Origin of the sequence: Streptococcus halitosis, from assembly GCF_027691175.1 — a bacterium.
Lineage (GTDB): Bacteria > Bacillota > Bacilli > Lactobacillales > Streptococcaceae > Streptococcus > Streptococcus halitosis_A.
On record NZ_JAQFBD010000007.1, the window covers coordinates 32,216 to 41,720 of the forward strand.

The 9,505-nt window shown below is 41.1% G+C and carries 12 protein-coding genes; 3 read left to right on the forward strand and 9 right to left on the reverse strand.

The window, feature by feature from the left end:
* Positions 1-32: 32 nt before the first annotated feature.
* The 3 genes from PG086_RS09320 to PG086_RS09330 all read left to right on the forward strand — a co-directional run bounded on the left by PG086_RS09320 (position 33) and on the right by PG086_RS09330 (position 1,461).
* The gene (locus PG086_RS09320; RefSeq protein ID WP_270748780.1) at positions 33-443 is read left to right on the forward strand and encodes an HIT family protein; all 411 of its coding nucleotides are present in this window, start codon (positions 33-35) and stop codon (positions 441-443) included.
* A gap of 9 nt (positions 444-452) precedes the next feature.
* Positions 453-740 carry a hypothetical protein gene (locus PG086_RS09325; RefSeq protein WP_270748781.1) on the forward strand — a complete coding sequence of 96 codons (288 nt, stop codon included), beginning with the start codon at positions 453-455 and terminating at the stop codon, positions 738-740.
* A 67-nt stretch (positions 741-807) separates the two neighbouring features.
* A complete protein-coding gene (locus tag PG086_RS09330) occupies positions 808-1,461 on the forward strand; it encodes a hypothetical protein (protein WP_270748782.1) in 654 nt (217 codons plus the stop codon).
* A 77-nt stretch (positions 1,462-1,538) separates the two neighbouring features.
* On the opposite strand, the gene dnaJ is transcribed toward PG086_RS09330, so the two are convergent.
* The 9 genes from dnaJ to PG086_RS09375 form a co-directional block, all read right to left on the reverse strand.
* The gene (gene dnaJ, locus PG086_RS09335; protein ID WP_167266686.1) at positions 1,539-2,675 is read right to left on the reverse strand and encodes a molecular chaperone DnaJ; all 1,137 of its coding nucleotides are present in this window, start codon (positions 2,673-2,675) and stop codon (positions 1,539-1,541) included.
* Positions 2,676-2,832: 157 nt separating this feature from the next.
* Positions 2,833-3,465 carry a DJ-1/PfpI family protein gene (locus PG086_RS09340; RefSeq protein WP_270748785.1) on the reverse strand — a complete coding sequence of 211 codons (633 nt, stop codon included), beginning with the start codon at positions 3,463-3,465 and terminating at the stop codon, positions 2,833-2,835.
* 344 nt (positions 3,466-3,809) lie between these two features.
* Entirely contained in the window at positions 3,810-5,633 is a 1,824-nt protein-coding gene (dnaK, locus tag PG086_RS09345; RefSeq protein ID WP_033605565.1) for a molecular chaperone DnaK, read from the reverse strand.
* A 250-nt stretch (positions 5,634-5,883) separates the two neighbouring features.
* On the reverse strand, positions 5,884-6,399 hold the full coding sequence (gene grpE / locus PG086_RS09350; protein WP_070837582.1) for a nucleotide exchange factor GrpE: 516 nt from the start codon (positions 6,397-6,399) through the stop codon (positions 5,884-5,886).
* 26 nt (positions 6,400-6,425) lie between these two features.
* Positions 6,426-7,460, reverse strand: coding sequence for a heat-inducible transcriptional repressor HrcA (gene hrcA / locus PG086_RS09355; protein WP_270748787.1), 1,035 nt, complete (start codon positions 7,458-7,460; stop codon positions 6,426-6,428).
* A gap of 163 nt (positions 7,461-7,623) precedes the next feature.
* Positions 7,624-8,133, reverse strand: coding sequence for a DUF2812 domain-containing protein (locus PG086_RS09360; protein ID WP_001086360.1), 510 nt, complete (start codon positions 8,131-8,133; stop codon positions 7,624-7,626).
* 34 nt (positions 8,134-8,167) lie between these two features.
* Entirely contained in the window at positions 8,168-8,743 is a 576-nt protein-coding gene (locus PG086_RS09365) for a DUF2812 domain-containing protein (protein WP_000412845.1), read from the reverse strand.
* Positions 8,743-9,063, reverse strand: coding sequence for a PadR family transcriptional regulator (locus PG086_RS09370; protein WP_212576594.1), 321 nt, complete (start codon positions 9,061-9,063; stop codon positions 8,743-8,745). Before PG086_RS09370 ends, PG086_RS09365 begins: the two co-directional genes overlap by 1 nt.
* Positions 9,064-9,220: 157 nt before the next feature.
* Positions 9,221-9,505 (reverse strand): SHIRT domain-containing protein (locus tag PG086_RS09375; RefSeq protein ID WP_270748790.1); only part of this gene is annotated, 285 nt, incomplete at its 5' end.

Consider the following 9,505-nt stretch of genomic DNA (forward strand, 5'->3'; position numbering starts at 1 on the left):
TATCAAAATTCAATACAGTAGAGGTGGATTTTATGTCAGATTGCATTTTTTGTAAGATCATCGCAGGGGAGATTCCTGCTTCAAAAGTATACGAGGACGAGCAGATTCTTGCCTTCCTTGATATCTCTCAAGTAACGCCTGGACACACCCTCATTATACCAAAAGAGCACTATCGCAATCTTTTAGAAATGGATGCTGCGAGTGCCAGCCAACTCTTTGCACAAGTGCCAACAGTGGCTCAAAAAGTCATGAAGGCTACCAAAGCAGTCGGCATGAATATCATTGCCAACTGCGAGGAAATTGCTGGTCAAACGGTCTTTCATACTCACGTGCACCTCGTACCTCGCTACAGTGCAGAAGACGACCTCAAGATTGACTTTATTGCCCACGAACCAGACTTTGACAAACTTGCCCAAGTCGCTGAAACCATTAGAAATGCCTAAGGAGTTGCCATGAAACTATCCAATCTATTGCTATTCGCAGGAGCTGCAGCTGGAAGTTATTTTGTCGTAAAACATCGCCAAGCCATCACAGAGGAGTTAATGGATACTAGCTACCGTGTCGAAGCTATGAAGGATGATTTGGATATCATCCAAAACAGCCTACAAATCATCGACCAACAAAAAGCCCTTATCAAGGAATACCAAAAAGACTTGACCTACAAGTTCAAAGTTTTAGAAAAAGATTTCCAAACCAGACTAGCTGTTATAAAAGAAACACAGGAGCTTGAGGATAAGTAAAAAGAGCCAACAACTTTCCTTAAATCCATTTTAGGTTGTCAAGTCCAAACAAAGAAGAGGAATGAAAATGAAACAGTTTGTAAAAGTTCTAGCGAAGGTCATCGCGATCCCTTGCGGCTGCCTCTGCCTTCTTGTAGCCTTGGCATTTCTACTAGTGGCCAATCTTTTCAAGGCTTCACCGAGTGACATCCGTGAGGGGAATGAAGCCTTAAAACAAATCTTTATCTCCCTTGACCTCCCTCCCGAGAAAGTCGAATCGGATGGACACTATCAATACGAGGGTGGAGGCCTAGATTTTTATGTTACTTTCTCAGACGAGGTCATCAATAGTCACCCCGTCCTAAAAGAAAGTCCAAAACTCACCAAAAACCGACTTAAAGTCTATGTCCTCCAGACAGGAGATATTTCCTACTATAAAGTAGGGGACAACTTATTCAATCGTGGTTTAATACAATTTTTAGAGGAGGAGGGCGAGAAATATTTCCAAGAAAAAGGAAAGAAATCAAATTCTTCTTACACAATTCTAAATTGGAAGGATCAGGCAAGTCTTAAAAAGGGAATTGCATTCTATGAAAAAGCTTTGACCTTAGTGGATATTCAAGATAATTCGGCGATCAAACATATCGATACTGTCACTGTGAAATCTGGTAAAGAAGCGGAACTTAAGCAACTCATTCAGGAGATGGATGCAGCTGGATTGCTCACTCAAAAGTACAAATAGTAGACTAACTGGAAAATGATTTTTCGACACTAAATTTTCAATGATAACAAAAAAAGAGCCAATCGGCTCTTTTTACTTTATTCTCCTTCAAAGGCATCTTTTATATGGTCAAAGAAGCCTTTTTTCTTTGGATTGACTTTCAAGTCACCTGCAGCAGCGAACTCTTTAAGTGCTGCTTTTTGGCGATCGTTCAAACCTGTCGGAGTCACGACATTGACAGTCACGTATTGGTCACCAACGGCACCGCCACGAAGACTCGGTGCTCCCTTACCACGTAGGCGGAATTTCTTGCCAGTCTGAGTTCCTTCTGGGATGACCAATTCAACATCACCATGCACGGTTGGAATTTCCACAGTATCACCAAGAGCTGCTTGGACAAAGTTGAGGTTCAGATTGTAGAAGATAGTCGTTCCTTCACGTTCAAACTTATCACTAGCTTCTACTGAAACCACCACATACAAGTCACCATAAGGTCCACCGTTAAATCCTGCTTCACCTTGACCCGCTAGGCGGATTTGTTGACCTGTTTCCACACCCGCAGGGATCTTCACATGTACACTATGAGCTTGTTTTTCATGACCTGTTCCGTGACAAGTTGTACATGGATCTTTGATTTCTTTTCCGCGACCATGACAGACATCACAGGTTACTTGGCGGCGCATCATACCAAGCGGAGTCTGCGTATCGACATTAATAACACCGGCGCCATGACAGCGTCCACAAGTGACTGGACTTGTCCCTGGTTTAGCACCAGATCCATTACATGTACGACAGCTTGCTTCACGGTTGTACTTAACTTCCTTTTCTGTTCCGAAGATAGCTTCTTCAAAGGTCAAGTTCACACGGTACTGGAGGTCATCCCCTTGACGAGGAGCGTTTGGATTGCGCGAAGCACCGCCTCCGCCAAAGAAACTTGAGAAGATATCCTCAAAACCACCGAAGCCACCTGCTCCGTCAAAGCCACCAAAACCACCAGCACCACCAAAGCCACCGTTGGCACCTGCAGCACCATATTGGTCGTAGGCTGCACGTTTTTGGTCGTCACTCAAAGTCTCATAGGCTTCTTGAACTTCCTTGTATTTTTCCTCAGCACCAGGATCCTTGTTGATATCTGGGTGGTATTTTTTGGAAAGCTTACGATAAGCCTTTTTGATCTCGTCTGCCGAAGCGTTTTTTGACACCCCCAGACGATCATAAAATTCAGTATTGTTCATAATTCAAAATACAAAGGGCGTCAAACGGACACAACCATCTAGGAGTTTTGACGACGGACGCTTGCGTCCTAGAAAAAACTATCTTTTTGGCACAGTCCGTAGCCCGTGTTCAGTTACGAACACTCTTTGTTCCTTTCTATAATTTATAAGTAGATCATTAGAGGGTATTTTCTATACTCTGCTTCACTTCATCAAACTCTTTGTCCGATAGAGTAAAAATCAAGTCCTCTTCTGAATATTCATTCTGTTCTTTAAAATAGTTATCCGTATTTTCTGCCAAACCTAGACTAAGAATCACTTTTCTTGCAAACTCTTGATGTGCAAAGCCTATAGCCGTAATGATATTTTTATCTTGCACAACCAGTTTGGGTTGGAAATTCTCACGTGGAAGAAATTCAAAATAGTCAAAGAAGTTTTGCCAAATCCCACCTGTAAATTTCGTGTCATTCAACAAGCCAGCTTTCGCTAACAAAATGGGCGCAGAAGAAATTGCTGCAATTAGGATATCTTGCTCACCAAGGTCCCTCAAGAACGAAATCAATTTCTCATCCTGTAGGGCTGGTCCTATGTTTACCATCCCTGGCAAAATAACGCAAGAATACTCTTCTATACGGATTTGATCCAGTGTTTTCGTTGGTTGACATGGCAAACCATCCTCAGAGACTACCATTGAGTGATCTGAAGCGGCATAATCAATCGTGACGTCAAAAAACAGAGCTAAAGTACTTGTTAAAGCGGTTATCTCATAAAGAGAAAAATTAGGATAAATGATACAAAGTACTTTTTTCATACGCAACATCCTCTATTTTACCGAAAAACAGAGGCTGGGTTGCAACCTCTGGATTTCTTCCTATCATTATTACATTTAGACAAAGTACCTTAGTAATTCGTCATTCTTAACGAGTTAGGCTTAACTGAGTTTCGGCTAAAAACTTCGGAAAAAAGATAAGCCATCTTTTGTGCATCGCACAAGGCGATGGCTTCCTATTTTTCTTTCGTTTTCTTAACGCCTCAACATCTTACCAAATCGAGCACGCCCTAACCTCTTGGTGAAAAAGACAAATCTTCCTAGAAACTAAAGTTTCTGCGTCAGATTTCCTATTTTCACTGTGAGGTTTTAACGGGCTTTGCATCTTATTTTTCCGTAAACTCTCCGTCTACGACGTCATCGCCTGCATTTCCTGTTGCTTGTGCGCCTTCTGCTCCTGCTTGAGCTTGTTGTGCTGCTGCGGCTTGTTCGTAGAGTTTAACAGCAAGTCCTTGAGCTTTTTCGTTCAACGCTTCGAGTTTTGCTTTCATTTCGTCCAAGTTGTTATCTTCTTGGGCTTTCTTAAGTTCATCAAGGGCAGCTTGGGCAGCATCACGTTCTGCATCAAAGCCTTTTCCTTCAGTTTCCTTGATTGTCTTTTCAGTCGCGAAGATTGCTTGGTCTACTTCATTACGAAGGTCTACTTCCTCTTTACGTTTCTTATCTGCTTCAGCATTTGCTTCTGCATCTTTCATCATGCGGTCGATTTCTTCATCAGTCAAACCAGAGTTAGATTGGATGACAATAGTTTGTTCTTTTTGAGTTCCAAGATCTTTAGCCTTAACAGATACGATACCGTTCTTGTCGATGTCAAATGTTACTTCGATTTGTGGGATACCACGAGGAGCAGCTGGGATGTCTGTCAATTGGAAGCGTCCAAGAGTCTTGTTATCTGCGGCCATTGGGCGTTCACCTTGAAGAACGTGGATATCAACGGCTGGTTGGTTGTCTGCTGCAGTTGAGAAGACTTGTGATTTAGATGTTGGAATCGTAGTGTTGCGGTCGATGAGTTTTGTGAAGACACCACCCATTGTTTCGATACCAAGTGACAATGGTGTTACATCAAGAAGGACAACGTCTTTCACATCACCAGTGATCACACCACCTTGGATAGCAGCACCCATGGCAACAACTTCGTCAGGGTTTACTGATTTGTTTGGTTCTTTACCAGTTTCAGCTTTCACAGCTTCTACAACGGCTGGGATACGAGTTGAACCACCAACTAGGATAACTTCGTCAATATCTGACAAGCTCAAACCTGCATCTGAAAGGGCTTGACGAACTGGAACTTTTGTACGCTCTACAAGATCACGAGTCAAATCGTCAAATTTCGCACGAGTCAAGGTCATTTCTAAGTGAAGAGGTCCAGATTCACCAGCAGTGATAAATGGCAAGCTGATTTGAGTTGAAGTTACACCTGAAAGGTCTTTCTTAGCCTTTTCAGCCGCATCTTTCAAACGTTGAAGAGCCATCTTGTCTGTTGATAAGTCAATACCATTTTCTTTCTTGAATTCTGCAATCATGTGATCGATGATTTTTTGGTCAAAGTCGTCACCACCGAGTTTGTTATCCCCTGCAGTCGCCAATACGTCGAAGACACCGTCACCCAATTCAAGGATAGATACGTCGAATGTACCACCACCAAGGTCAAATACCAAGATTTTTTCTTCTTTGTCAGTCTTGTCCAAACCATAAGCAAGAGCTGCTGCAGTTGGTTCGTTGACAATACGTTCTACTTCAAGACCAGCGATTTTACCAGCGTCTTTTGTAGCTTGACGTTGTGCATCGTTGAAGTAAGCAGGAACTGTGATAACAGCTTTGGTTACTTTTTCACCAAGGTAATCTTCCGCATAACCCTTCAAGTATTGAAGGATCATAGCTGAGATTTCTTGTGGAGTGTACTCTTTACCATTTGCAGAAACTTTTTCAGAAGTTCCCATCTTAGATTTGATAGAGATAACTGTATCTGGGTTTGTGACTGCTTGACGTTTTGCAGCATCACCAACAATGATTTCACCGTTTTTGAATGATACTACAGATGGAGTTGTACGGTTTCCTTCTGGGTTTGCGATGATTTTGCTTTCAGTTCCTTCAAGAACTGCAACTGCTGAGTTTGTTGTTCCTAAGTCAATACCGATAATTTTAGACATGTGTTTTTCTCCTTGTTGTTTTTTCTTCTTTTTTTGATATTTCCCTTAAGTGGTGGGGACGTGAGCAACTCCCTTCGGGATTTCATCACTTATTTTTGAGCCAATTGTCTCAAAAATCCCCTGTTTCAGTAGCACACGCTACTGAAACTTTCACCACGGCGGGCAACATCTTCCTTGCAAGCCTCCAGCTTGCTTTTTATCTTTCTTCATAGTTTATTGTCGTTTCGGACAAGTTTTTAAGTTCTCTAGCCTAGTTATACACTACTACCATGGCTGGGCGTAGGATGCGGTCATGGAGTTTGTAGCCTTTTTGGAAGACTTGTGCGATGGTATCTGCTGGGTGCTCATCGTCTGCTGGGAGAGTTTGGATGGCCATATGATAGTTATGGTCAAATTCGCCGTCAGCTACAATTTCTTCGATTCCTTCTTCTTTCAAAGCGTGAATCAAGCTCTCTTGCACCATCTCCAATCCTTTTTTGACGTCGTCTGTCAAACCTTCAACTGCTAGTGCACGTTCTAAGTTGTCAAGCGATGGTAAGATTGCTTTTGCCAAGTCCTGACTACGATAACGTTGCAAGTTTTGACGCTCTTCATTCGCACGACGTTGAATATTCTGCATTTCTGCATGAGCGCGAAGGTATTTGTTTTCAAACTCATCCGCACGTTCATTTGCCAAGTCCAACTCAGACTTCTCAGGAGTTGTTTCTTCAGTTGTTTCCACAACTTCCTCTTCTTTCATTTCTTCATTTTTTTTATCTTGGGCCATTTTCGCCTCCTTTAATGATTTCAAAATTAATTTACTTCGTAATGATTACTGCTGAGGTAGCGGTAAAAATCTGTCAATTTCATGGTCAAAACACGATTGACCACATTGGCTTGGTTGACCAATTGCTGATAATCTAGATTGACTGGACCGATAATCGCTAGAATTCCAAAACCTCGATAAGGAATGAGGAATTTACTGCTAATCACTGCTAGGTTAGCTAGACAGGATTCCTGACTGTCCGCAACACGAACATTTTGCATCTGATCTTCATGCAGACCCTCACGAATCTCCAGAGCCACCTTTTGTGGATGATCAAAGAACTGATAGGCTGCTAGATTAGCAAAATTCAAGAGATTGACTTTTCCCGACACCACAATATTTTCGTTGAACATTTCTTTAAAGATGTGTTCAAAGAGATCCATGACATTGTCCGTTGTTGTAAAGTAACGTTGGATAATCTGTGGAATCTCCGTCCGAATCTTATAATGAATGTCCAGAACAGTGTGACCAAGGAAACGTTCCTGAATGATGCTCTTCAGTTTCAGCAAATCTTCCTGCAAGAAGTTCCTTGGAATCAAAAACTGACTGGTAACCGTTCGAGACTCGTCTAGGGTGAAAACTGCAAGAGCAGTATGTTGTCCTAGAACGACAATATCGAAGGCCGTCAGGCGCTGTCTGCTCGGCTCAACATCCAGTGCTACTACCGTACAGCCGCTCAGGTCTGTCAATAGATTAGCAGCCTCTTGCAGAATATCCTCCAGTTTGAAGAACTCCTGATCAAAGGCTTTGACAATCTCGTATACCTCATTTTCAGCCAGTCTGTCAAAAGCAAGCGAGTGTTTCACATAGTACTGAAATCCCGCGACACTTGGCATCCGACCGCTTGAGGTATGAGCCTTCTCAAGCAAACCCTGCTTCTCTAGAGCTGCCATGTCATTACGAATGGTAGCACTACTAGAATTGATAGACTCTTGTAGCGCCTTGGATCCGACAGGTTCGTGCGTTTTGGTAAAGATGTCAATAATCAGATTTAAAATATCCTGCTGACGCTCTGTAACCATCTCATCACTCCTCTCTGTCCGATCGATTAGCACTCTATGTACCCAAGTGCTAACTCATGATTCTATTATACACCCTTAGAAGAGAATGTCAAGATAAAAACTCAAAAAATTAGCACTCTTTTACCAAGAGTGCTAAAAATCAGTCTGAAGACCTAGAACCTTGCTACTCATCTACCTGGTATTTCCTTTTAAGTCTGAAAAAACCATAGATTAGATAAGAAATTAAGCAAGTGTATAAAACGAAAATAATAAAGAAAGACTGAGACAAGTTCTCTCGATACAAACTCATGCAAACAACAAGACCACCTGAGAAAGCGGCTATACAGGAACGAAGTCTAGACCGCATAGCTTCCCATCTAAGAGCATTACGCATATAGACTTTCTCCTCTGAAAGTATATCAGAAGTTGGTTTACGAAGAATTGAATAAAAACCTGTTTCTATCAATTCCCAACCGCTATTTCTAAAATCTTGCAGTTCATGCTTATACTTTTTAAGAAATCTAGAATCATAGATATGATAGATGACATCATCTGGTTGGCATTGTTCAAAATAGAAAAAACCAAAACGGTTAGTTCTATATCTCCAACCTTTCAAGTGCATCTCATGTAAATATTCTTCTTCCTTGTCCAAATCAACAATGGTGAAAATCCTAAATTGTACTTTGCTATTCATTGTCTTACCTCCAAATTAGAAAACAGGCATTCTTTCATTTATCAGATAATTCTTTCCACTTTTGACTCAATTTCCAAAAAATATAAGAAATCTGAATCGCAAAAACTATCAATAAAATCCAATCTATTATGAAAATCAAAAATACTTCCCATCTGAAAGAGCTAGCTCCACTGACAAACTTTGAGAAAACCGGTAGTAGAGCTAAAAATAGAATCAAAATAGGAAGCATCCGCATTATTAAAATCCGTTTGATCATAGCTAACTTCCCTGTAGCGTCATTATAGATTTCAAACTCAGTATCCGATTCAATTTCAGAATGCGCTTTTCTAAAATAGGAAAAACTATTAAAGTCTGTAATATGCTCCCAGCCACAGTCTTTAAATAGTTGTAAATAGGAGGCTCTCTCTGATTTTTTCATGGGATAAAAGTCCAACTGATAAGACACCTGCTCCGGTTGGCACTTTTCAAAAGTATACTTAACCGCAACTACTAAGTTAGAGTAGCTTACTTCCTTAAGTTTCCAGCCCTTAGCATGCATTTCCCCAAGGTATAAAGCCTCTTTATCATAATCTGCAATTGTAGATATTCGATATACAACCTTCTTTTCCATCAACCTTCCTCCAAACTGTTTCTATAGAGCCGTTCAATACGTTTCAATTCAATATCTAAGACTTTTCGTCCCAAGTCTGTGATCTGATAGATTTTACGTTTTTCCTCTTCCCGGATAAAGGAAATCAAGCCATCCTTTTCCATCTTTGACAAGGTCCCATACATAGTTCCAGGACTAATCGAAACTTGCGAATCTGTCATCTCCTTGACCTTTTGTGTGATACCATATCCATGGTTCTCCTTCTGTAAACAAAACAAGATATAAAAACCTGTTTCAGTCATGGGAAGGTAAACACGCCTGATTTTATCTGTTAATTCCATTTATTCACACCTCCTATTCAGTTCGATATATCGCATCTCGTTATATAAACTATATCACAGCTCGATATAAAATGCAAGAAAAAGAGAGAACGATTTCTCGTTCTCTCTTCTTAGGGTAAGAAATTAAGATGTCATTTTGTTATTTCCTAAGAGTAGCTTAGTCTTTCTTGCGAAGGATAAAAGCTGCTAGGCTTGCAAAGGCAAGACCGATGATTGAAAGAAGACCAGATACTGCTGAGCCTGTGTTTGGTAACAAGGCCTTAGTTTGACTACTTCCTTCTTCTGGTTTGCTATTATTTCCAGAATCTTTATTTGTTGCCGGGGTAAATTCCCATGTACCTACGAAGTGTGCGTCTGCTCCATTGATGGTTTCCGATGTCTTATCGTAGGACTTGAAGCTCCAGGTGCCTTCTGCGGTCTTAACTTCTGTTTGACTTGGTTG